At 61.5% G+C, this 23,114-nt stretch carries 18 protein-coding genes; 6 read left to right on the top strand and 12 right to left on the bottom strand.

The features are described 5' to 3' along the window. Positions 1-77: 77 nt before the first annotated feature. Positions 78-1,361 carry an ABC transporter substrate-binding protein gene (locus H578_RS0105930; RefSeq protein ID WP_022872775.1) on the bottom strand — a complete coding sequence of 428 codons (1,284 nt, stop codon included), beginning with the start codon at positions 1,359-1,361 and terminating at the stop codon, positions 78-80. A gap of 269 nt (positions 1,362-1,630) precedes the next feature. Here H578_RS0105930 and H578_RS13685 point away from each other — a divergent pair, with 269 nt between their 5' ends. Next, positions 1,631-3,820: a DUF6807 family protein gene (locus H578_RS13685; protein ID WP_022872774.1), complete on the top strand. Its 2,190-nt coding sequence runs from the start codon at positions 1,631-1,633 to the stop codon at positions 3,818-3,820. Between the two features lie 30 nt (positions 3,821-3,850). Continuing rightward, the gene (locus H578_RS0105920; protein WP_022872773.1) at positions 3,851-5,002 is read left to right on the top strand and encodes a M24 family metallopeptidase; all 1,152 of its coding nucleotides are present in this window, start codon (positions 3,851-3,853) and stop codon (positions 5,000-5,002) included. Positions 5,003-5,023: 21 nt separating this feature from the next. Here H578_RS0105920 and H578_RS13680 read toward each other — a convergent pair whose 3' ends face one another. Next, entirely contained in the window at positions 5,024-6,298 is a 1,275-nt protein-coding gene (locus H578_RS13680) for a DEAD/DEAH box helicase (protein ID WP_425411257.1), read from the bottom strand. A gap of 241 nt (positions 6,299-6,539) precedes the next feature. Continuing rightward, positions 6,540-7,820: an ABC transporter substrate-binding protein gene (locus H578_RS0105910; protein WP_022872771.1), complete on the bottom strand. Its 1,281-nt coding sequence runs from the start codon at positions 7,818-7,820 to the stop codon at positions 6,540-6,542. 369 nt (positions 7,821-8,189) lie between these two features. Here H578_RS0105910 and H578_RS0105905 point away from each other — a divergent pair, with 369 nt between their 5' ends. Beyond that, positions 8,190-9,437, top strand: coding sequence for an ABC transporter substrate-binding protein (locus H578_RS0105905; RefSeq protein WP_022872770.1), 1,248 nt, complete (start codon positions 8,190-8,192; stop codon positions 9,435-9,437). Between the two features lie 7 nt (positions 9,438-9,444). On the opposite strand, the gene H578_RS0105900 is transcribed toward H578_RS0105905, so the two are convergent. After that, a complete protein-coding gene (locus H578_RS0105900) occupies positions 9,445-10,356 on the bottom strand; it encodes a DNA adenine methylase (RefSeq protein WP_211215182.1) in 912 nt (303 codons plus the stop codon). Positions 10,357-10,433: 77 nt separating this feature from the next. On the opposite strand from H578_RS0105900, the gene H578_RS15905 reads away from it, so the two are divergent. Both H578_RS15905 and H578_RS0105890 read left to right on the top strand, forming a co-directional pair. Next, positions 10,434-11,258 carry a DUF7687 domain-containing protein gene (locus tag H578_RS15905; protein ID WP_084709973.1) on the top strand — a complete coding sequence of 275 codons (825 nt, stop codon included), beginning with the start codon at positions 10,434-10,436 and terminating at the stop codon, positions 11,256-11,258. A 203-nt stretch (positions 11,259-11,461) separates the two neighbouring features. After that, positions 11,462-12,757: an ABC transporter substrate-binding protein gene (locus H578_RS0105890; RefSeq protein WP_022872768.1), complete on the top strand. Its 1,296-nt coding sequence runs from the start codon at positions 11,462-11,464 to the stop codon at positions 12,755-12,757. A gap of 19 nt (positions 12,758-12,776) precedes the next feature. Here H578_RS0105890 and H578_RS0105885 read toward each other — a convergent pair whose 3' ends face one another. The 5 genes from H578_RS0105885 to H578_RS0105865 all read right to left on the bottom strand — a co-directional run bounded on the left by H578_RS0105885 (position 12,777) and on the right by H578_RS0105865 (position 17,873). Then, the gene (locus H578_RS0105885) at positions 12,777-13,910 is read right to left on the bottom strand and encodes a mandelate racemase/muconate lactonizing enzyme family protein (RefSeq protein ID WP_022872767.1); all 1,134 of its coding nucleotides are present in this window, start codon (positions 13,908-13,910) and stop codon (positions 12,777-12,779) included. After that, a complete protein-coding gene (locus H578_RS0105880; RefSeq protein WP_245554925.1) occupies positions 13,907-14,797 on the bottom strand; it encodes a dihydrodipicolinate synthase family protein in 891 nt (296 codons plus the stop codon). The genes H578_RS0105885 and H578_RS0105880 overlap by 4 nt, the downstream gene beginning before the upstream one ends. A gap of 133 nt (positions 14,798-14,930) precedes the next feature. Further along, positions 14,931-15,770 carry a carbohydrate ABC transporter permease gene (locus H578_RS0105875; protein ID WP_022872765.1) on the bottom strand — a complete coding sequence of 280 codons (840 nt, stop codon included), beginning with the start codon at positions 15,768-15,770 and terminating at the stop codon, positions 14,931-14,933. Next, entirely contained in the window at positions 15,760-16,713 is a 954-nt protein-coding gene (locus tag H578_RS13670) for a carbohydrate ABC transporter permease (RefSeq protein ID WP_022872764.1), read from the bottom strand. Before H578_RS13670 ends, H578_RS0105875 begins: the two co-directional genes overlap by 11 nt. Continuing rightward, positions 16,713-17,873, bottom strand: coding sequence for an ABC transporter substrate-binding protein (locus tag H578_RS0105865; RefSeq protein WP_156837228.1), 1,161 nt, complete (start codon positions 17,871-17,873; stop codon positions 16,713-16,715). Before H578_RS0105865 ends, H578_RS13670 begins: the two co-directional genes overlap by 1 nt. A gap of 375 nt (positions 17,874-18,248) precedes the next feature. Between H578_RS0105865 and H578_RS0105860 the strand changes: the two genes are divergently transcribed. Beyond that, positions 18,249-18,935, top strand: coding sequence for a GntR family transcriptional regulator (locus tag H578_RS0105860; protein WP_022872762.1), 687 nt, complete (start codon positions 18,249-18,251; stop codon positions 18,933-18,935). Between the two features lie 10 nt (positions 18,936-18,945). On the opposite strand, the gene H578_RS0105855 is transcribed toward H578_RS0105860, so the two are convergent. The 3 genes from H578_RS0105855 to H578_RS0105845 all read right to left on the bottom strand — a co-directional run bounded on the left by H578_RS0105855 (position 18,946) and on the right by H578_RS0105845 (position 23,000). Continuing rightward, complete coding sequence (locus H578_RS0105855) at positions 18,946-19,854, bottom strand: glycoside hydrolase family 43 protein (RefSeq protein ID WP_022872761.1); 909 nt, start codon at positions 19,852-19,854, stop codon at positions 18,946-18,948. A gap of 48 nt (positions 19,855-19,902) precedes the next feature. Continuing rightward, on the bottom strand, positions 19,903-21,369 hold the full coding sequence (locus tag H578_RS15230; protein ID WP_425411256.1) for an MGH1-like glycoside hydrolase domain-containing protein: 1,467 nt from the start codon (positions 21,367-21,369) through the stop codon (positions 19,903-19,905). 326 nt (positions 21,370-21,695) lie between these two features. Further along, a complete protein-coding gene (locus H578_RS0105845; protein WP_022872760.1) occupies positions 21,696-23,000 on the bottom strand; it encodes an ABC transporter substrate-binding protein in 1,305 nt (434 codons plus the stop codon). Positions 23,001-23,114: the final 114 nt, after the last annotated feature.

The following is a 23,114-nucleotide window of genomic DNA, read 5'->3' as shown; positions in this document are numbered from 1 at the left end:
GTGGCACCGATCCTCTATGCCGCGATGCACCCGAGGCATGACCGCACCCAGACCCTCACCGGGGCGGCACAGCAGCCCTACTGGATCTCGGACTCCATCTCCGCGTGCATCGCCTCGGCGGCCTCGGCGGGGCTCATCCGCCCGTGGAGCACTTCATCGTGGTACCGGTAGAGGATGTCCGGGAACGCGGAGCCGCCCATGGCTGGAACCGGCTCGGCTTCGCCGAGGTCGGGCTCGAGGTCCTCGATGAACTCGGCCACCCGTAGTTCGGCGCCGTCGAGCTCCTCGGTGATGAGCTCGCGGATTTCGGTGTTCGGCGGGATACCACGTTCGGCCATATCGATCAGTGCGGCCTCTTCCGAGTTGACGAAGAAGTCGATGAACTCCTGGACCTCATCGGGATGGTCCGTACCGGCATAGCCGGAGAGGAACATCGAGGATTTGTACCAGGGTGCGGCGTCGGCGGCGTTGCCAGTGGGGCTGGGGAACCTCAGCAGTTCGAGCTCGGCGCCGGAGGACTCCGTCAGTGCCACCGCCTGGTTGGACCACCAGGGCCGCATGGCCACCTCACCGGTAGTGGTCATCGACTCATCGGGGCTGACGGCCTGGTCCTCACTCTGGGCAGAGGCTGGCGGGCTGGCGCCATCTTCCATGAGGTCAAGCATGAACTGGAAGTAGCTTTCAGCGTCCTCGACACTGAAACCGAGTTCCCCCTCGGCGTTGGAGAGGTGCCCACCCTGCTGGCGGGTCCAGGTCTGGAAGCCACCGGTCTCATCGAAGTTCCCCGAGCCCCAGGCGCCCTCGACATTCTCACTGATCTCCGCGGCGATCTCGGCGTAGTCGTCCCAGGTCCAGGTGCTGTCATCGGGTAAGTCCACGCCGGCTTCGTCGAAGAGATCCGGGTTGGCCAGCATGGTGAAGGCGTTGATACCGATGGTGATGCCGTAGAGCCCACCTTCGGTCCGCCCGGAGTCGACGACAGTCTCGTCGAACTGGGAGACGTCGACATCGGAGAGGTCCAGCAGGGAACCACGATCGGCGTACTCGCGGAGGTAGAGCTCATCCATCTGGATGATGTCGGGGGCGTCGTCGGCGGCGGTTTGGGTGGCCAGGCTGTCCCAGTATCCGTCCCACTCGCCGTAGTCAGCCTCGATGGTGATGTGCGGGTTCTCCTCCTCGAAGGCGTCAATGATCTCTTGAGTGTTCTGGTGCCGAGCATCAGAACCCCACCACGCGAAGCGGAGGGTGACGTCGTCGTCGTCACCTCCTCCCCCATTGCCGCCGCAGGCAGTCAGCAGTAGCCCTGCGGTCATGATTCCGGCGGTGAACTCGACTGCGCGTCGGCGCGTAGGTGTGGCCATGGCCCTGAGCCTTTCCGGCACGCCTTCATCCTTGAGGCGGCCTGTGGTGAGAACTCGGTGAAGACGACGTGGGTGCGTGCGGTCCGCTGACCGCTGCCGGGTCCGCGCTGGCATGCCCGCACCCGATATGTGATTTATATCACCCTAGAGTTTAGCCGGGCAAGGGTTTTCCACCGCCTGAAGCCTGAGGTGCGACGACGGCGATAAGGTGACACTGTGATGTGACCGGCGCCGCATCCTTCCGGCGCGTGAATAACCCCAGGGGAGATATGCCTGCTGAGACACAGACCGTGCTGCTGATCGGCCTCGACGGCTTTGGCCGTAACCACCTGCGCAACCTGCACCGGCTCGCTGAAACCGGCGCGGCCGAACTCATTGCCGGGGTCAGCCTCTCCGACCCGGGCCCGGAGGTCCGCGGCGACATCCCCGTCTACCAGACACTGGCCGAGGCGCGGGAGGCCGGGCACCGCCCGGACATCGTCATCGTCTCCACCCCCATCAATACCCACTATGAACTGGCCTCCCAGGCACTGGCCATGGGCGCCGACGTCCTCGTAGAGAAACCACCAACGGCGACCCTGCAGCAGTTCACCGACCTGCTGGCCGAAGCGGAGCGCTCCGGCCGCCGGGTGCAGGTGGGCTTCCAGTCCATCGGCTCGCACGCCTTACCGGCTATCGAGAAGCTGCTGGCCTCAGGCCGGATCGGACAGTTGCGCGCAGTGGCGGCCTCGGGGCTGTGGTTGCGCCGCGAGGCGTACTATCAGCGTGCTCCGTGGGCCGGTAAACGCGTACTCAACGGGGTTCAGGTGGTCGACGGGGTGGTCACCAATCCCTTGGCCCACGCGGTGAAGACCGCCCTGCACATCGCCGGCGCCAAAGAGCTCGACGACGTCGCCGAGCTCAGCTGCGAGCTCTACCACGCACACCGGATCGAGGCCGATGACACCTCGGTGGTGCAGCTGCGCACCACCGCTGGGATTCCGGTCACCGCCGCCTTGACCCTCTGTGCTCCCGAAGAGCAAGACCCGTGGATCACGATCGCCGGGACCGAAGGGGAAGCAATCCTCTATTACACCCGCGATGAGCTGCACATCCGACCGAATCGGGAAACACCCCGGGATAACCCGGCCCAGAGCGAACCAGAAGTCCTGCACTTCGGGCGCACCAACCTGCTGGAAAACCTCATCGAGGTCCGCACCGGGGCTGCCGAACAGTTGCTCTCCCCGTTGGCCGACCACGGAGCCTATATGCGGGTTCTGGAGGCGGTACGCACCGGGGAGGACCCTCAGCAGATCGAGGAGCAGCACCTGCTGTATGCCGATGAGGGGGACCAGCGTCACCCGATCATCCCGCATATCGAAACCTTTATCGCTCGGGCGGTGCGGGCGCCGTCGTCGTACTCCTCCCTGGGTGCACCGTGGGCCAAGGAGCCTGCCACCTCCGGTGAGTTGGCGGTCAGCACAGACAGCGCCCGCCGCGTGGTGGCGGCGCTGCGCACCGGCGAGGACATCTCCCCCACGGATTCCCCCCGTCCCTTCCTCGACGAGGTCCGGACCCTGGGTGGTGTGATCGTCTCCGACCAGCAGCCGCTGGACCACACCTGGCACCTGGGAGTCGGTGTAGCCCTGCAGGACGTCAACGGCAACAACTTCTGGGGCGGGCGCACCTATACGCGCGACGCCGGACGCTATATCTGGCGGGCCGATCACGGGCGGATCACCACCGTCACCGAGAACCTCGAACCCACTGAGGCGGGCGAGACCCTGGTGCAACAGCTGGAGTGGATCGATGCCACCGGCCAGCCGATCCTGCGGGAAGAACGCACTGTGGCCACCTCACCCTCCGACACCAGCGGTGATCGAGCCACCCCACAGCAGGCCTGGGCGTTGGATTTCTCCTTCGCGCTCACCCCGGCCCGGGACGAGCCGGTCTCACTAGGCAGCCCCGGGTCCAATGGGCGTGTCCGCGGCGGATACGGCGGGTTCTTCTGGCGGTTACCGGCAGTAGAAGACGCGCTGATCCTCACCGCTGATGCTGAAGGGGAAGAGGCAGTCCATGGCAGCCTCACCGACTGGCTGGCCATCAGTGGCGAGTTCACCCCACTGCCCAGCCGTCACGGAGCCGGCGGACCAGCCACGCTGCTGTTCCTGCGCGGTGACGGGTTGGGACTCGGCACCGCCCGCCGCACCACCGATGAACTGGCCGCCGGGACCGATGCGGCCTCCGGCAACCCAGACCCGTGGTTTGTCCGTTATTCCGGCTACCCCGGGATTGGGATGTCCCTGGCCTGGGACACCGCCGTGGTGACCCAGCCTGGCGAGACAGTGCAACGCAGCGTCCGTGTCCTGGTGGCCGACGGGCGGATGAGCGCTGAGCAGATCACCGCCTGGGCCCAGGCGGCCCGGCAGACGGATACCCGGCCGATATTGGACAATCCCCGCCGCGGCACCGTGAGATAGCCGCAGCGCACAACCCGATCAGGAGAGCTCATGACCACTGACACCACCGGTGCGGCCGGATCACCGGCTGAGGAACTACACGCCAAACACGCACGCCTGCTGACGGTCCTTGATGAGACCGGAGCCGACGCCGTCGTGCTCTCCTCTGCGGGGGCGCTGGCCTGGTTGTTGGCCGGGGCTCGGGTGCATATCTCCCTGGCGGGTCCGCCGATCCTGCGGGCGGTGGCCCACCGTGACGGAGTGGAGGTGGGGGTGTTCTCCAATGAGGCTGAGCGCATCCGCACCGAGGAGCTCACCGGGCTGTTGGACTCCTCGGCGGTGAAGCTGGGGGTCCATGAACTCGACTGGTATGACGACGTCGACGACGTCGGCTCCTGGCTACCGCAGAGCGCCGGGTGGAAACTCACTGACGAATCCGCGGCCGCTCTGCCGCTGCGCACCGCGCGGGCCAGTCTGCTCGAGGTAGAGATTGAGCGGTACCGCGCGCTGTGCACCGATGCGGCGACCGCGTTGACCGATGTGCTCTCTGAGGTCACCCCGGAGACCACCGAACGTGAACTGGTAGCCGGCCTCGCGCCGCGGATCATCGCCGCCGGTGCTGACCCGGTGGTGATGCTGGCCAACGGGGAGTCCCGGGCGGCACACCGGCACCCCCTGCCCACAGATGCGCCGCTGGGCCGCCGTGCGATGGCCGTGGTGTGTGCGCGCCGGCAGGGTCTCATCGCTAATGTCACCCGGTGGGTGGGCTTCGGTGACCCACTGCCGGGGGAAGAGGAACTGGACACCGCGATCGGTCTGGTGGAGGCCGATGCTTTTGCCGCCCTGGTGCCGGGTCGCCGGCTGGAGACGGTCTTGGAGACCCTGAAGGAGTCCTACCCGAACCGTGGGTTCACCACCGATGAGTGGACCAAGCACCACCAGGGTGGGGCAGCCGGTTATCAGGGACGTGACCCTCGGGTTTCGCCCGGAGTGCCCGACCTCATCCACCCGAACCAGTCATTCGCGTGGAATCCCACCGGGTACAGCGAGGAGCTCGGCGTCGCCGCCAAGGTGGAGGACACCGTGGTGTTGCGCGAGGGCAGCGAACCCGGCAGCCGGTGGATCGATGTGCTCTCCGTCGATGAGCGGTGGCCCACAGTGGAGGTGGCGGGGCGGCGTCGTCCCGCCGTTCTGCGCCGGTAAGTGCCGCTCAGGCAGGCAGGTTCAGCGAGCCGGGTGGCGTTGACCGGTCCGACGACGCCCACCACCACTGCGGCGAGGGGAACCATGGCGCCCGGCACCCCGAGCACCCGAACGGCCAGAGGGGCGTCCCCCGGAGTGGGATGACGGCTGAGCCGGCGCTGCCGGTTGCACGTAGGGAGCCGGTTCACCCACCAGGTCAGTCACCTCAGTGGAATCGCTGGTCACCGCCAAGGGCTGCGCCTTGATGGCCGCCTTGCGCAGCAGGGTCTGGGTGTCGCGGCGCTGCTCAGGCAGCATCACGGTCACCACATCACCGCTGGATCCGGCCCGGGCAGTGCGGCCCGAACGGTGCAGGTAGGCCTTGTGCTCAGCCGGGGGGTCCACATGGACCACCAACTCCACGTTGTCGACATGCACACCGCGGGCTGCCACATCGGTAGCCACCAACACTCGGACATCCTCACCACTGAATCTGGCCAGGTTTCTATCCCGCGCGTTCTGCGAGAGGTTCCCGTGCAGATCCACGGCCGGGGTGCCGGCGGACGTCAGCTGCTTGGCCAGCTTCTTGGCCTGGTGTTTGGTGCGGGTGAACAGGATGCGCTTACCGGTTCCGGAGGCCAGCGCTTTCACCAAGGGTTTCTTCTGCTCGGCGGAGACCTCAAAAATGTGGTGGGTCATCGCCGAGACATGTGAGGTGGGCTCATCCACCGAGTGCAGCAGTTGGTTGTGCAGGAACCGTGTGACCAGCTTGTCTACCCCGTTGTCCAGGGTCGCGGAGAAGAACATGCGCTGACCCTCCGAGGGGGTATCAGCCAGGATTCGGGTGACACCGGGCAGGAAGCCCAAGTCCGCCATATGGTCAGCCTCGTCCAGCACAGTGATCTGCACCCGGTCCAGGGTCAGTTCACCCTGGCGGAGCAGATCCTCGAGTCGGCCGGGGCAGGCCACCACAATGTCCACGCCTTGGCGAAGAGCAGCCACCTGCCGCTTCTGACTGACCCCACCGAAGACAGTGGTGGTGCTCAGTCCCACAGTGTCCGCCAAAGGGGCAAGCACGGTGTTGATCTGCGTGGCGAGTTCCCGGGTGGGGGCCAGCACCAGACCGCGCGGTCGGCGGGGGGCCGAGCCGGTTGGGGTCTCGGCCAGGCGTGCGATCAGCGGCAGGGAGAAAGCCAGGGTCTTACCGGAGCCGGTCTTGCCCCGACCTAGTACGTCCCGTCCCTGCAGAGTATCCGGCAGGGTCTGCTGTTGGATGGGGAAAGCGGTGAACTTGCCCTCGGCTGCAAGGGACCGCACCAGGGGAGCGGGCACGCCGAGGTCAACAAAAGTGCTGGGGGTATCAGAGATGGGACTTACCTTTCGAAATGCGCCAGACAGCAAGGAGCAGCAGAATTCTGCGCCAGGGAGTGGCAGGGGCGATTGCACCGGATAGTGCACTCGAATCGCCGCGAGAATTGCTGAAAACCTTCCTACGACGCAACGGTCTTCATCAGACCGAAGCCCTCACTCTACCGCACCGGACCACAGCGCAGAGAACTCAGCCGATGATCTCTTCGACCTCATCCATGAATTGGGCTGCGGCCTCCTGCGGGGTCATCCGACCGAAGAGCACCTCATCGTTGAGCCGTTCGAGCAGATCGGTGACAGCGCCGGCGCCGATGGGTGGGGTGGGCGGGGCGTCGAGGATCTCGTCTTCGACCTCGTCGAGGAACTCGGCGGTGATCTGGTCGGCTTCGTCGAAGTGCTCTTCGACGTGGTCACGGACTTCAGTGTTGGCCGCGAGTCCGCGGTCACTGAGGATAATCTCCCCGGCTTCGGGACTGTTGAGCATCCAGTCGATGAAGATCGCCGCTTCTTCTGGATGGTCAGTCTCGGCTGACATGGAGATGGCCATAGCGGGCTTGAGATAGATACCGGTGCGTTCGAACTCCTGCTCACCGGGGAAGCGCAGCAGTTCGATGTCACGTCCAGAGGCATTGGACAGCGTGTGCAACTGGTTACTCCAGAACGTGTCGATGGCCGCCTCATTTGTGGCCAGTAATGATTCTTCGGGGCCCATGCGCTCATTGGCTACTCCCGCCGGTGGGGCCGCACCCGTTTCGATGAGTTCCAGGTGGTGCTCCCACAGCTCGGCAAGCAGCTCCTCATCGAAGCCAATCTCGCCATCCTCGGTCCACATATTCTGTCCGTTCTGACGGAGCCAGACATTCAGCGGGCCTTCGATGAACCCGAATTCTCCGGTGCCGTAGACACCGTCGGGGGTGTTTTCGGCCACGGCGAGCATCGTCTCCCGGTAGTCCTCCCAGGTCCAGGTGCGATCATCGGGGATTTCCACCCCGGCGTCGTCGAAAATCTGCGGGTCCACCATGATCGAGTAAATATTCGCCCCGGTGGGGATGCCCCAGAGTCCGTCGTTGAATTCCCCGGATTCCAATAGCGAGTCTTCAATCTGGGAGGTGTCGATGTCGTAGTCGTTGAGATCGGCCAGGGTGTCGCGTTCGGCGTATTCGCGCAGAAACCGCTCTTCCTGCATCATCACGTCGGGGGCGTCACCGCCTGCGGTGCGCACAGCCAGCTGGTCCCAATAGTCGTCGAATTCGGTGTACCCGTGGTCGATGGTGATGTTGGGGTGTTCTTCTTCGAAGAGTTCAACGAGTTCTTCGGTGAGCTGGTATCGGGTGTCCGAGCCCCACCATTCGTAGCGGAGGGCGACCTGGTCGTCATCAGACCCGTCCCCGCCTCCTCCGCAGGCTGTGATGGCCAGTCCTCCGACGACGCCGGCGGCCAGTGCCTGCGGAAAGAACCTTCTGCGTTGCATACTCTTCTCCACTCTTTTCACCATTGAATTTATGGGCGACGTCGTTCGCCTCACCCATTTTCGTTATGTATGTGATCTGAATCACTAAGTTGTGGAGTGACTGTACCGGCGCAACGAGCTCGCACTCAAGAAAAATTGACCATGCAGGCGGTGCACTCTGGGTATATTGCGAAACACTCAAAGACTCACGCGCGGGGCCGGTGACCACCTCTTGCCATCCCACTGAACATCACCTGAACCCTTGCTGACCAGGGGCTGAGGCGTACCTGATTTCATGTGTGAGCCGGATCACCCGTAATATGTCTCATGGCAAGGCAAAATCCTCTTCGCCGAGGAAGGGTACAGAAGATGCGCAGAAGAACAGCACAATTGACAGCGACCACTGGGGCTTTAGCTCTAGCCTTGACGGCCTGCGGAAACGGTGGCAACGGAGACGACGACGAGGTCACCCTGACCTTTACCTGGTGGGGCGGGGATACCCGTCACGCTTACACCGAAGAGATGATCGAACTCTTCGAAGAAGAGAACCCCGGCATCACGATTGAGCCCCAGTATGGGGAGTGGGATGGCTACTGGGACCAGCTGGCCACCCAGGCCGCGGCCCAGGATCTGCCCGATGTGGTGCAGATGGACCAGATGTACTTGGGTGAGTACGTACAAAACGGTGTACTGAACCCCATCGAAACCGTTGACACCAGCGAGTTCCCGGAGGAGCTTCTGGCCAGCGGGGAACACGACGGCGAGCTCTACGGTATGCCGGTGGGCTCCACGGCCTCTGTGCTGGCCATGAACGAGGAGTTCTTCGAAGAAGCCGGGGTGGAGATTCCCGACGACACCACCTGGACCTGGGACGACTACGTGGAGATCACCGCGGAGATCTCAGAGAACACTGACGGCTACGGGATGGCCCAACCCTTTGGCGACGGCGGCTTCGAGATCTGGCTGCGCCAGCACTACGGGGTGGATAACGTCGACGCCGAGGGCAACCTCGAATGGGAGCCAGCCCAAGCCGAGGGCTACTTCGAGCTACTCGGCCAGATGCAAGAGGCCGGTTCCTTCCCCTCCACGGCAGAGATCTCCGAGGACCGGGGTGCCACCCTGGAGCAGACCTACATCGCCACCGGACAGGCAGCGCTTGATGGCTGGTGGGACACCAACCTCATTGCGCTCTCAGCCAATGAGGGCGTGGAGCTGACTCCGGTGATGATGCCCTCGGAGACCGGCAACGCCGCCGAGGCCCAGATGTACTACAAGGCCTCGATGATGTACTCGGTCTACGCCGGCAGTGACCACCCGGAGGAGGCCGAACTGTTCATCGACTTCATGGTGAACAATGAGCAGGCCTTGGAACTGCAGGAAATCGAGCGCGGCATTCCGGGCAATGAGTCAGTCCGTGATGCGATCCGCGACGACCTCGACGAGATCGAGACCTCCATCCTGGAGTACAACGAGGGCTTAGAGGACGTGGTGGCCGACCCGCCGCCGCTGCCGCCGGAGGGCTTCGGTGCGGTGCAGGACATTGTCTTCCGGTATGAGGAAGAGTTCCTCTTCGGCAACCTCAGTGCTGCTGAGGCCGCCGAGGGCATGCATCAGGAGATCGAAGAGGCCCTGAACTAAAGCTCCTCTAGTAGGTCAGCAGTAAACGGTCCCGCACCACTTCATCTTCGAGGGAGGCCCCGCCGCGCTGGAAGCGCCGGAGCATCGCCCGGCCGACGGTGACGGCGGCCTCCCGTTCGAAGAGCGTGGGAGGGAAGTCGTGGAGCACTTCCTTCAGCCCAGATTTTTTGGTGCCGTCAATGGAGAGCAGGACCTTCACACCCCGCTCCTTGGCGCGGTCGATCTCCGCTACGAGCTCCTGTAGTGAGAATCCCTGGGCGCCGTAGAGAATTTTCTGGGAGTCCGAGTATGGCGGGTCACAGTAGACGACGTCGCCGGCGCGCGCCTCAGCCAGAGACTGGCGGAAATCCCGAGCGTAGAAAGCGGTACCGGTGACCCGCTGGTGCCACATGTGCACGCGGGAGGCGAACGACGTCGTCGTAATCGGCATATGTGCCCCACACGGGGTGGACATGGAACCGTCATTTTTCCGGAACCGGATGACTCCCCCATAACAGGCCCGAGCAATGAACACCAGGCTCTCTCCGGAGGGGGCCCGGTTGTAGTCAGCCAAAGCTGCCGCGTAGACGGCGCGTTTGCCCTCGTGGTCCTCGAACTGGTCGCGGTAGTGGGCGTAGGCGGCAATGAGCCGGCCGGGATCCCGGGCCAGCATGGTCCAGATGTCGATCAGCGGGGCGAGCGCGTCGGCGGCGATGGCCCGCTGCGGAGCCAAGGTGCCCAGTACTCCTCCAGCACCGAGGAAGGGCTCGTGGTAAGTCTCCCAGTGATCGGGGAAGAAGGAAATGATCTCCGGTGCCATGCGCTGCTTATTGCCCACCCATTTCAGCAACTGAGTGGTGAAGCGCGGACCGGAGGTACGCGGCGGATCCAGCTCACCGGCGTCGGTCATTGTCACCCCCTGACCGTACAGTATCGACATACCAGACAGCGTATGGGGCACCGCTGACACCTGCGTTGTCCCACCGGGTGTCACCGCACGAGTTCAGGAGGAGATAGATGCGGCCAAACAGCCAGTGGTACGGACGGGACAATGCCTTCTGGGCGTATGTACGCATCGTCTCCGAGGAACTCAAATATGCCCGCCGCGGGGCTGATGAGGTCCGCACCGCCACCCAGGATGAGATCCGTGGCGCACTCCAACGGTTGGGCCGCCCCACCGAGGCCCTTGATGGTCCGCTCGGCGCAGATCTGGAGGCGTACTTCTCCTACCGTGCGGATCTGCTGAACACCTATGCCCGGTCCCAGTTCATGGATGCTGCCCAAGCGGCCGAACTGTTCGAGCAGGTGGTCCGGGACTACACCACCGGAAGCACGCCACTGTTCAACACCAAGGGGCGCGAGAACGGCCGGCTCTACGAAGTCCGCGGTGGAGTGCCGGTGCCTGTTCCGATGAACAAACAGACCGGAGATAAGCGGGCTCCGGCGTTCTTCACCGGAATCATCAACATTATGGTCTCGCACTGCCTGGGTGGGCAGACCTTTGACCCGGACCCGCGCCAGCTGCCGGTATTGGACTACGACGGCGCCCTGCACGCGGCCATGTCACGGCGGATGGATGGGGCCTACCCCAGTTCCATCAACCCGATCGCCATGTGGGAGATCAAGGAGTACTACTACACCACGACCTTCGGCTCCAAGATCAGCGACGCCGTCTACATCACTCAGCTCGACGGCTTCGAACTGGCAAAGTTCAGTACGGAGACCTCGATGGCGGTGAAGCTGTATCTGGCCATTGACGCGTACAACACCTGGTGGAATGACGGGAAGTCCTACCTCTGCCGGATTGTGGACCTGCTCCATCAGCGCGAAGGGGTCGACTAGATCCTCATCGGCCGAGAGGTCTACACCGAGATCCCCCGTCTCGTGGAGGAATGGAAAAGCCAAGCCGCCACCACTCGCCCCGCCCCGTCGTCGTAATCACTCCAGGTCACCCCGGCTTTTGTGTGACACAGTTCACCCTGTGAGGCAGATCACGTTAGTATGTCTTCCGGCAGGACAAATTCCACTGTGAAGGGGACACGACCATGCGTACACGACCCGGCCTGGCATGGACGGCAGGCATTTCCGCGGCAGCACTGGCATTGACCGCCTGTGGCGACAACGGCAACGGCGGCAATGGCGGCGCCGACGGTGAAGAGGAGGTGACGCTGACCTTCACCTGGTGGGGCGGCGACGTGCGTCACCAGTACACCCAGGAAATCATCGAGCTCTTCGAAGCCGAATACCCGCACATCACGGTGGAACCGCAGTACGGCGAGTGGGACGGCTACTGGGACCAGCTGGCCACCCAAACCGCAGCCCAAGACACTCCCGACATCATCCAAAAAGACCTCGTCTACTTAGCGGAGTACATCCAGAACGGCATTCTGCTGGAACTAGACACTGACATCATCGACACCAGCGAGTTCCCCGATGAACTCATCGATACCGGTGTCTACGAGGACGCGCTCTACGCCATGCCGGTCGGCTCCACAGTGCTGGCCTATGGAACGAATCCCGCGTTGCTCGAAGAAGCCGGCGTGGAGGTGCCCGACGACGAATCGTGGACGTGGGACGATCTGCTTCAGATCTCCGCAGAGGTCTCGGAGAACACAGACGCCTACGGACTGGGCGGGACCTTCCCCTCCACTGAGTTTGAGATCTGGCTGCGCCAGAACGCCGGAGTGGACATCGTCACCGAGGACGGCGAACTGCCCTGGAGCCCTGAGGACGCAGCCGATTATTTCGACCACCTGGGCGAGTTCCGCGACGCCGGCGCGTACCCCTCAGCCGCGGAAATCTCCGAGGAACGCGGAATTGCCCGCGAGCAGACCCTGCTGGCCACCGGCGGTGCGGCGATGCTGCCCTCGTGGGACACGATGCTGGTGGCCCTGTCCAGTAATGACGGTGTGGACCTCGAACCACTGATGCCGCCGAGCAACACCGGCAATGCCGAGGATGCGGAGCTGTTCTACAAAGCCTCCATGTTCTACTCGGTGTACGCCGGCACTGAACACCCGGAGGAGGCCCAGTTGTTCGTCGACTTCCTGGTCAACGACCCCGAAGCCGGTGAGCTACAGCAGATTGAACGCGGTATTCCGGGCAATGAGTCCTTCCGTGAGGCAATTCGTGATGACCTCGACGAAGTCGAGACCCGGATCCTTGACTACTCCGAACGGGTGGAGGAGTTCGTCGGTGACGCTCCGCCACTGCAGCCCGAGGGCTTCGGCGCGGTCCAAGACATCGTGATTCGCTACGAAGACGAGTTCTTCCACGGCAACATGGACGCCGAGGAGGCTGCCGAAGGCATGCACCGCGAAATCGAAGAGGCCATCGGCTAAGGGGTTGTGCCTTCGAGCCTTACATCCACGCCGTGGAGCCGTCCGGGCGCACGGGGACCTGGCGTTGCCAGTGAATCCAATCGTCTGCTGCGAGCGCGTCCATATCGATCTCGACTCCCCATCCGGGACGATCCGGACGCAGTTCAAGGTACCCGTCAACGGGGCGATAGGGGTCCTTGCACCAGGAGACTTCCTCCGGTTTGTACTCCAGGATCATGAAGTTGTGGATGGCGGCTGCAAAGTGAACATTCGCCGCCGTGGCCAATGGACCCATGGGGTTATGTGGGGCGATATCCACTTGATGCAGTTCAGCCAGATGGGCGATTCTCATCATCTGCGTCAGGCCGCCGACAACGCAGATATCCGGTTGGGCAATGTCCGTCCCGCCTGCGTTCAATAAGTCGAGGAACTCGTGAGGAGAGTACAGGGATTCCCCCGTCGCCAGTGGAACGGTCAATGTCTGACGAAGGGCACCCCAGGCTTGTTTATGTTCCGGCCGTAAAGGCTCCTCAAGGAACATCGGGTCGTACGGGGCAAGGGCCTGACCCATCTGAGTCGCTTGATGCGGAGACCACAGACAGGCATGTGCATCGAACCCGAATTCCAGGTCGGGCCAGAGCTGTCGGATTGTTCCGAACCACTCTTCGAGCTCACGCAGCAAGACACCGAAACGGACGGTATGAAGGTCCTTCCGGTAGGGGCTGAGCTTAAACGCACTGTAGCCTGAGGCCTCCTGGAGAGCTGCGATACGTTCTCCGAGGTCTTCAATATCCGGTGCACTATAAAGGCCGGCATACACTTTGACCCGGTCACGCATCGCACCACCCAGCAGCCGGTACACCGGGACCCCCAGGGCTTTGGCGGCAATATCCCAGAGCGCGTGGTCAATGGCCGCGATCGCTGCAAGCCCGAGCGACCCAGGGGGAAATCTCAGCGCCTGATGGAGGTACTGGTTCACATATCCCGGGCTCGTCGCCGACATGCCACGAATCTGCTCAAAGAGGTACTCGAGTAAGGGAGGGTAAGCTAAGTCCGGCCCGTGGTTGTATACCTCAGACCACCCCTGGATTCCGTCATCGGCGGTGATCCGAACCAGAACGCGAGGCCTGTCTCCGACTCGTTGCAGGTACGTGTCAAGACGCTCGATTTTCATACCAGCAGTGCCTCCTTTTTCCAGCCCCGCATGGCCTCGAGAACCTCTTCTCGCTCTGCGTCAGACAAGGTGCTCGCGGGCGGACGGACCCGGCGCGAGCACAACCCATGGTGCGCCATAGCTTCCTTCACCACAGCGACATTGGCTGCCGAGCGGTGACGTGCACGCAACTCTTCAAACTGACGAATCAACGCCCACGCACGTTCAATGTTCTGCGCATCCCCAGCCTTCAACGCATCGAGCATCGCCAAGGACATGCCAGGGGCTACATTGACCAGTCCCGAAGTGAACCCGCGGGCCCCTAACTGCCAGTACCCGGGCGCGTACGACTCGGCCAAACCGGCTATCCACACAATGTCAGCCCGGACGTTGACCTGCAGCGCACCGAACTGGGGAAGATCCGGCAACGAACACTTCACACCGACGACATTCGGTGCGCGGTCGACCAGTTCGTCGACCTCAGCCGAGGTGATAAGCGGCGAGGTGAGGTAAGGAAGGACTGGAGTCTCCGGTACCACCTCACTCACGGCGACGTTGTATTCCACCCATCCACGGCCCGAAAGGTACGGATTAACCGGTTGGTGGATCATCACGGCATCAACACCGAGATCTCTGGCTCTCTGGGCCTCCCTGCGGGCCGTTCCGATGTCTAGACCCACACCGGAGACCAGGAAGCCATCCGTACTCATACCCGCTCGTGCTGAGACAACGACTTTCTCGCGCTCTTCAGGGGTCAAAGTGTAGAACTCACCTGTATTGCCGTTGATCGTCAGAGTCCTGATACCGGACTCGCACAATCGCCGCACGAGAGATGACAAGAGACTGTGGTCGATTTCCCCGCGCTCATCGAAGGGGACCACGGGAATCCCGACGACACCAGAAATCATGCTGCGAGCCCAGCTAAAGTCCATGATCTATTTCCTCACCATTCTCTATGCTTTGTCCCTCAGCTACGAGGACACCATCAGTTGATGACATTCCCCCTCCTGGGGTGCAGTCGTTCGCTCTGCTCGAGACGATCTACCCCTTCACTGAACCCCCTGTCAGGCCAGCGATCAGATGCCGCTGCAAGAAACCAAAGATGAGGAGCATCGGAATCAACGCCACCAGGGATGCCGCCATGAGGTCGTTCCAGAAAATACGGTCCTCACCGACCAAGTTCCCGATCCCGACTGACACTGGACGAACGTCGTCGGTCTGCGTCAGCACGAGAGCGAAGACATACTCGTTCCAGCCTTGAATGAAGGCGTAAATAGCTGTAGCTGCGAGACCCGGGAGTCCAAGCGGGAGAATAATGCGCACAAAGGCACCCAGGCGCCCCAAACCATCAATCGAAGCGGCTTCATCGAGCTCCACCGGGATTCCCTTAAAGAAACCCCACATCATCCATGTACACAGCGGGATAGTGAACGTGCTGTAGGTGACGATAAGAGCCAGGAGCGTATTGATGAGCCCCAGGGACTGCATGATGCTGTAGTAAGGAATCAGGAGCAGAATCGAGGGGAACATCTGGGTCATGAGCAGGAACAGGAGAAACGCGCCACGGCCTGGAAACGTGAACCGAGCAATCCCGTAACCGGCAAAGGATGCAAACCCCACCGCAATGATGGTTGCACTGAGCACCACAATGATGGAGTTCTGAAAATACTGCAGGAACGGGTACTCGGTCCAAATCCGCAGAAAGGACTCGAAGGTGAACTGCTCGGGGAACACCGATGGCGGCGTAGAGAACAAGTCAGTGTCATCTTTGAAAGCCGTCGAGATGAGCCACATCAAGGGAAGTAAGACGACGACCAGAGCAGCACTCAGCACAGCATACGAGAAGTAGCGGAAGGCAACTCCGCCAACGTTACTTGCCATCTCGAACGAACCTCCAATAGAAACCCGCAAAAATTATGCACAATATGAATACAATGGTGGCGTATGCTGCGGATTGGCCGAAGTTGAAGTATTGGAACGCTTCTCGATAAATAGATATCGATACAACGTTCGTTGCATTCACAGGACCGCCGGCTGTCATCAGCCAGACGATAGTGAAGTGCTTGAAAGACCACACTGTCTGCAAAATCAAGGTCACAACAAGCACAGGCGCCAGACCCGGGAGCGTGATGTGAATGAATGATGTGATCCGTCCGGCTCCGTCAATACTCGCGGCCTCATAGAGCTCTGCTGGAATGGACTGCAACCCTGCCAGCAGCAGCACCATGACCAGAGGGAAACTCGTCCAGACCGATGCTCCAACAACCCCCATGAGGGCCAGACGCGACTCTTCCAACCACACCAGCGGCTGACTCACGATATTCAGGGACATGAGAATGTGGTTAAGGATCCCGTACACCGGGTTCAGGATCCAGGACCACAGCAGTGCGACCACGACCTCCGGGAAAAGCCACGGCAGGATCAGCAGCACTCTGAAGACCGAGAATGCTCTCCCTTGTCTGTTGAGAAGTAAGGCGAGGCCAAGCCCCACCACATGTGTTCCGAGCACCACCAGCCCTGTATAGATCGCGGTGATTCCGATGCTGCGCAGGAAGGCCCCTGAGGTAACCGCCGCCTCATAGTTGGCGAGCCCGATGAAATCCCAACGATTGATGAGGTTGGTATTGAAGAACGAGATGTACAGGCCATAGCCCAACGGGTAGGCAATGAGAAGGCCCATAAAGATTGCGCCCGGGGCCACGAACGCCATCCCGGCTCGGCGGTCACGTGCACTTTTCCTGGTTCGCCGCGTGGTGAGCCTCATGCGCCGGCTGATGGGGGGTTGCGTCGTCGTCTTCTTCTTCTGATCTGCCGCGACCGTCATCACTCGTTACTATCAATCAGTTGTTGGGTCGCATCGGCGGCATCCTGGGCTGCCTCCTCTGCCGTCTTCTGGCCATCGATCACTGCTTGGTAGTTCTCTGCAGCGATGGTCTGGAGACGCTCGTAATAAGACACAGTGGGCATGGTGAAGACATACTGCTGTGCTTCGAGGAACCCTTCGAATTCCGGGTTATCGGACACCACGTCTTCCGCGGCGTCTGTTCGTGCAGGAAGGCGTCCGGTGGCTTCATTCCACGCGACTTGGCTCTCGTAGTTCAGGACGTACTCGATCCACAGCGCCGCCTCCTCTTGATACTCGCTACTGGAGGACACAGACATACCCAGCATTCCAGACGCTGATACCGGCTCGTTGTCTCCGTCGATGGGAAGCGGAACAGCCGCAAGGGTGCCTTCTAAGTCTGGGTTCTGATCCACAATGGCGCCCATGGAGTGCGAACCTGTGACAGTCATGGCGGTGGTGTCGTTGGCCATGTAGTTCATCGACTCGGAGTACGAGGTCTGCAGGGGGCCAGGCGGCACCACGCCTGAGTCAACGAGATCCTTGTACAACTGGAACGCCTTGGCGGCTTCGTCCGTGTCGAACTCGGTGACCCAGGTGTCACCGTCTTGACGAAGTTCTGCAGCCCCGAAGGTTCGCATGATGGGAAGGAAGCGCGATCCGCCGGACCCATCGTTACTGCCAACCAGGGCGAAGCCGTAGCGCTCATCAGTAGTCAGCTCTTCTGCGACCTCCTTGAACTCGTCCCAGGTCTCCGGGGGTTCGAGCCCGGCTTCTTCGAAGAGGTCTGCCCGGTACAGCAGGGCCAAAGGAATACTGAAGTGTGGGACAAGCTGGAGACTGCCGTCCAAGCGCGCCTGTTCAACGAGATTGGGATCAAGCGCCTCGATGAAGTCATCGTCCAACAGGTCATCAAGCGGCTCCACAATGCCCATATCTGCTGCCTGCGCAAAGAACTCTGGCGTATTGGTGAACACATCGGGCACATTGCCGCCGGTTGCCATCGTTGTGAGTTCGGAGTACAGCTCATTCATGGGGGTGCCGAGGAACTCAATCTCGATGTCCGGGTGCTCTTCCATAAACCCCTCGGCAATCTCCTCCATCACCCCTGCCTCGGGATTCTGCACTGTGGCAGTAGTCATCACTCGCAGAACAACGGGACCTTCGTCCGCCTGGGCCCCACACCCACTCAAGAGCAGTCCACTGGCGAGACCTAAAGCAACGAGCTTGGCTGGCCGGTTGTATTTCACGTTTGCCTCCTTCAGTCCGGCGTGGCCGAAAGATCAGATTTCATATCTGATATACCACGCATGGTGTGAAGTCTGTCACGGCATGTGATGTGCGTCAACTACCTGAGGGGAAGGCGCCGGGAGGCTTTCCGCACTTTCGAGGCGAGCAACGAGGCGTCCACAAGAGAGCTAAGGATGAAGCTGCGTATCATGTATGAGATAAGAGTTTCGACCCGGGTGCTACCGTGACTGGAGCGGCGTTGGACCCAGCACAGAAGGAGCAAGTTTATGGCTCTTGGCGAATCTGCAGTCCCTCGTATCACGCTGCCAAGCTCACGAATTGACATCGTTCTCGACGAAATCCGAAAGTCCATATTGACCCGGCATTTCGAGCCCGGCCAACCGCTGGTCGAGGCTGAGCTTGCCAAGAACCTCGGAGTATCAAAGACCCCAGTGCGCGAGGCGTTGAAAATCCTCGCCTCATCCGGGCTCGTGACATTCGAACCTTATAAGGGCGCCAAGGTACGTTCTGTTAACGAGGGATTTGCCCGAGATGTCTACGAAGTCCGGCTCTCCCTTGAACCAGAAGCCGTGCGGCGGTCGGTGTCGAATGCCTCTCAAGCTGATTTGGATGCAGCCGCGGTGCTTCTCGAAGACGCTCGGCGGGCAGGTGAATCGGGGAACTACGGCCAGATGAGTATCCTGAACCGGAAGTTCCACGCCACCTTGTACTCCGCGTGCGGCAACGAACTCCTTGTCGACCTTCTTGATAATCTCCGTGACAGATCCGCCCTCATCAGCCTTGCCGCCTGGGAGCAAAAACCCACGTGGGGGAAGGAATGGAGCGAGCACCAGCGAATGCTCGATGCCGCGATGCGCGGAGAGGCCGAAGAAACAGCCCATCTCGTCAAGCAGCACATCGAGGATTTCCTCGAAAGAGCAGTGCTTGCGCTGCGGGAGTCCGAGACGGTCTAGGTCCCCTCCTTTAGGCAGGCGTGACCCGAAGGGAGCCCTGGTGCTCTTCCACAGGGATGAAGATCGCGCGTTCCTCGGGGGTGCGGTTAGGGGTGTGGAGGGTCAGCATTAACTCGCCCTGCAGCGTCCGGAAGAGCATGCCGTGGCCACCGTCGGAGGCATAGAGCGGTTCCGGCTCGTGCCGCCAGGGGCCGGTGATTTGTCCACTGTCGGAGACAGCGATCCCTTGAGCGTAGCGTCCGCCACGGAAACTGGCCCACAGCATCAATAACGTGCCCTGCGTGGTCCGATGCAAGTACGGCCCGTCGGTCACCCACGCTTGCTCCCCTTTACTGGTGGTGAGCTTCTCCACCCAGGGAGCGGAAGAGGCTGCAAAGAGCGTGACCGGGTCCCCGTGGGCAGCGCGGAGGTCGTCGGTTAACCGCACAGCGCAGACTTCGCCATCGGTGATCTGTTTCCACTCATGGCAAAAGACCATCCAAGGGGCGCCGTCGTCGTCGATATGTAGCGTTCCATCCAGACACTCCCACTCCCGGGGGGTCACCGGACCATCACTGTGGGGAACGAACGGACCCACCGCGGAGTCCGACGCCAGGATGGCGGTGCCGCGGCGGGGCACACTTCTGCCAGGGCCGAAGGTGGCGAACATGTAGAACCGATCCCGGTAGGGGTGCACCTCCGGGGCCCAGTAGTTCGTCTGCGACCAGAACCCCTCCGGGGGGCGGAACGCCGGATACGGCCCGGTCCACGTACGCAGGTCAGTTCCCCGATAGACGTTGAACCCGGTGGCCTGCCCTCGCCAGATGTTCGGATCGGTGGACCCGTAGAGGTAGTACTCGCCGTCGTGGGTGAGTACATAGGGGTCGCGGACCTGGATCTGCTCAGTGTCGACACGCTCAGTGGTGACGGTGTTGGTCATGGTGTCCTTTGCTCTGAAGTAGCTGAAGTAGGAGGCGTAGTTGACCGCTCAGCCGGTCTGCGGGGGTACGAAGCCGATGCTGCGCCGGGAAGTCTCCCGCATGCCCTCCAGCTCGACACGGTCGTTGGGACCCAGGGTGAGACCGATGCGCTGCCCCGCGTATGTCAGCTCGCCGCTGACCGGGCGGGGAGTCAGCCCGACGACGGCAGTCGGCTCACCCAGCCGGTCGGTTTCCACTCGCCACCCACGCGGGAAGCTCAGATGCTCGACGCCGTCACGGAAGGTAAGAGTGTGCTCATCATCAGCTGCGAGCTCGAAGTGGTGCTCCCCCACCGTGCGCGCATACGCCACCGCCTCCGCGGCATCAGCATGACCATCCGTTGGACGAGTGGGAGGCAGCCCAGTGAACCAAATACCATTCTCACCATCTTCATCGGTCCAGCTCCTAGCAACCCCGGTCACGGGCAGAATGCCGCAATACCGCTCAATGGCGTCGAGATACCACAGAATCGCCGGTGAGTAGACAGAGGTATAACCGTCTGTTCCACTCCACGGGTCCAGGCACTGCGGAAAAGTCTCTGCATGGGCGAAGGCAGCAAGGACGGGTCTGCTCGCCGCAGCCAACTCCGCTGTGCGCCCCCGATGTTCAAAGGCGTGGGGAGCACGGATTAAGCTCAGCGCATTGACTGGGCCGCCCCACGAATTCCGGGTGTGGTCGGCGTCGAACCGAGGATCGTCCATGGCGATCGACGTAAACCCATAGTGAGCGAGGAACTTCGAGGTATTCATCAAGTACTTCCGCAGCACTGTTTCGAAAAGCTCCTCATCACCCACTTCGCTGGCGACGACTCGCAAGAGAACATCGGACTGAACCCTCACGAGGTGCCCAGCGGCATCTCTGTCATAGAAGAAGTCGTGGTCCGGATCGAAGCAATACTCGAAGAGCGCGTCAATCGACGTCTCCCATTTGGTTTTCCACGGGGATGGATCGCCTCCAAGCTCTTCGGTGATCCGACCCAGGTACTCCCGCTGGCAGGCAATATTGGCGGTGAGATCAGGGGCCAGGTACGGAATCGTCGGAGATTCCGGATCGTACTTCGTCGCCTCGTTATCCCGACACCGGTCAGGCGCAAACCAGAAGCGGGGAGAAAGGTCATGTCCGGTATCAAAGGTGCAGAACGCCTCAACCGCTCCTGTACCCCGCGTGTTCCGATACTCCATCAGCCAATCGTCGTAACGCGCCATGGCCAGGTACATCGTTTCCAACCATTCCCGACCGGGCTGATTGAGCTGATAGTGATTCCACACGGCGCGGGCTAAAGGGCTGACCAGCTGGATCTGGCTGAAAGCCGGTCCCGTGTCCGCCAGTTTGTATGGAATCATCCCGTCGCTGCGCTGATGTTCGGCAAAGAGTGACAACGTAGCCGAAGCAACCCCAGGGGCAAATCGAGCCAACACCTCAGTACTGACCGTGCCCGTGGATTCTAACCACGTCCCGTAAGGGGCCGCCTTCATTGAGCACTGGGACAGACGACGTCGCCCCCTCGCCCTGACCCAGAGGCTTGACGCACTCCTGCAATTCCTTGAGCGCTTGTAGCCATCGCTGCTCGTACGTGCTGCCCAGCGCAGCGAAGTTCACTCCCGAGGATGCAAACTCTGCTGCCAGCGTCTTGCCCAAGCCAGCACGGCCAGCCGCCGACCCAGCGTTCCTGAGGCGGTCCAGGACCGCCGGGATGTTCCCCATCGATTCGTCCTCTGCTCTTTTGTCTATACGTATTGGCGACACAGCGGTGGGACGGAGCTGTGGCTCCGTCCCACCATCCTTGCAGGGTTAAGCGTTTCTATTCGATAGCCGCTTCCATCTCTGCCTTGACCTGGCTAGCGGCTTCCTCAGGGGTCAACTGCTCGAAGTAGAGCTGATCCTCGTACCGGAACATAATGTCCTGCAGTGCGGAGAATCCCAGTGCGGGCACCGGCTCCGGACCAGCGAGTTCGTCTTCGATTTCAGCGATGAACTCGGCCGACTTCAGGTCCTGTCCTTCGATCTCTTCAAGCACAGCATCCCGGACTTCCTGGTTGGAGGGGAGCCCACGGTCGGTCATACCCAGCAGCCCAGCATCGACATCGTTGACCATGAAATCGATGAAGAGCTTAACCTCCTCCGGGTGGTCTGTCTCAGCTGCTGCGGAGACGAACATCGAGGATTTATACCAGAGGCCGTTGTCCTCCGCCTGGCCGGTCTTGGACGGGAACCGCAGCAGCTCCATTTCCACGCCGGCAGACTCAGAAATGCCGGCCAGCGAACTGGTCCACATAGGGGCCAGGGCCACGCGTCCGGTGTGGATCAGCTGCTGCTCCGGGTCAGCGCCTCGGTTCTCCGACATCACATCGGCCGGGGGCATACCGCCGGCATGCATCAGATCGAGCCAGTACTCGTAGTATTCGACGAGGTCTTCTTCATCGAATCCGAGCTCACCTTCGTCCGTGGTTAAGTGCTTGCCATCTTGGCGCAGCCACACCTGAAACCCACCCGGCTCGTTGGTTTCGTTCGTGCCGTAGGCGTCGTCGAGGTTTTCACTTAGTTCCGTGGTGATCTCAGCGAAATCGTCCCAGGTCCACGTGGTGTCATCCGGGATCTCCACCCCAGCTTCTTCGAACAGGTCTGGGTTCAAACCGAGTGCCAGAGAGTTGATTCCCGTTGTGATGCCGAAGAGTCCATCTTCGGTGCGGCCGTTATTAATAGAGTCTTCATCGAACTGGGAGACATCGACATCGGAAAGGTCGAGCAATGTCCCACGATCGGCGTACTCACGGAGGTACTTGTCGTCCATCTGGATGATGTCCGGAGTATCACCTCCGGCCGTTTGGGTAGCCAACTGGTCCCAGTGGGCGCCGAAATCAGAGTACTCACTGGAGATCGAAATGTGCGGATATTCCTCTTCAAAAGCTTCGATGATCGCGTCCGTCTGCTCGACACGGAGGCCGCCACCCCAGTAGGCGAAGCGCAGTTCCACCTCTTCCTGGGCTTCTTCCCCGTTGCCATTGGTGTCGGCATCGGCTTCGTCATTGCCACTACACGCTGTAAGGGCCAGAAGCGCGGCAGTTGCTGCCGCTGCTATGGGGGTGGCCTTGAGCCGGTAAGCCATGAAATTCTCCTTGGTCCGAGTGGTGCTGGTAGCACGACCTATGCGAGTCCCCTCGTAGTGTCGTAGCTCACAGACTAATCGCGAGAAACCGGTTTCTCAAGGGGGTTGTGGAGG

It is taken from the genome of Nesterenkonia alba DSM 19423 (assembly GCF_000421745.1).
GTDB classification, from domain to species: Bacteria; Actinomycetota; Actinomycetes; order Actinomycetales; family Micrococcaceae; genus Nesterenkonia; species Nesterenkonia alba.
Note: the sequence above shows the minus strand (reverse complement) of the source record. Positions and strands in the feature narration are given on the sequence as shown.